The sequence below is a fragment of the Pseudomonas sp. HMWF006 genome (assembly GCF_003061205.1).
Classification (GTDB): Bacteria; Pseudomonadota; Gammaproteobacteria; order Pseudomonadales; family Pseudomonadaceae; genus Aquipseudomonas; species Aquipseudomonas monsensis.
Genome location: NZ_QAIU01000595.1, coordinates 29980 through 30878 on the forward strand (window position 1 = coordinate 29980; position 899 = coordinate 30878).

The window sequence follows — 899 nt, forward strand, 5'->3', positions numbered from 1 at the left end:
TGCTGATGAAGCCCTGCCCGTGATCGACAAACACCGTGTTGCCATTGAAGAAGTAGTTGCCGGTCAGAATCACCTTGCCCGCCGCCGGGGTCTTGATCGGCGTGCCGGCCGGTACTGCAAAGTCGAGGCCTGCATGGGGATTGCGCTCTTCGCCATTGAAGAAACGACGCACACCGAACTTGCTCGACAGCGGCCCGTTGACCGGTTTGTCCAGCAGCAGATTGCTCGGCGTGTTCGGGCTGAAGCTGCGATACGCCTTGATCTGCTCGGCCAGTTCACCCTCGATGCGCTTGAGGTTCGACTGATCCGGATTGACTTGCTGCTTGTTCTTCAGGGTGATGCGTTGTTCCGGATATTTTTTGTTGCCCACGGTGAACGGCAGATTACGCCCGCCACTGCTGATCTGTTGCGCGCCTGGTTTGACGGTTAGCGGCACGCCGACAATCGCCAGCCAGTTGTTCTGTTCTTTCACCACCAGCACCGGTTTGCCCTGATAGGTGGCTTTCGGTGCCTGCGCGGCTGCGCCCAGATCAACCACCGCCACACCGCCCGGCACCGGTTTGTTGAGTAGCCGGGTGATGTAGCTGTCGGCGTGGGCATTGAAGGTGGTCAAACACAGCAACAATAACGGAGCGAAAAAACGCGGCATGGATCAGTCCAGTAAAGAAAGGGTGACAGGCGTCAGGTGGTTGTCTTCGACGCGCACTTGCAGTTCGCCTTCGCCGAGTCTGGCCTTCAGGCGCTGCCCGGTGTGGGTCTGCGCGGCGTTGCGGATCGCGTGGCCACGCTCATCCAGCAGAATGCTGTAACCGCGACCGAGGGTCGCCAACGGGCTGACCACATGCAGCGTCTGCATCTGGCTGTGCAGTTGCAGGCGACGGCTTTTCAGGCCTTCGCGC

2 protein-coding genes are annotated in these 899 nt (G+C 60.0%); both read right to left on the minus strand.

The window, feature by feature from the left end; genetic code table 11:
- Nucleotides 1-649: peptidoglycan DD-metalloendopeptidase family protein (locus DBR24_RS27665; protein ID WP_256591907.1), on the minus strand; the 649-nt coding region annotated here is incomplete at its 3' end.
- A 3-nt stretch (nucleotides 650-652) separates the two neighbouring features.
- On the minus strand, nucleotides 653-899 hold a 247-nt coding region (locus tag DBR24_RS34100; protein WP_305889148.1), incomplete at its 5' end, for an exodeoxyribonuclease VII large subunit.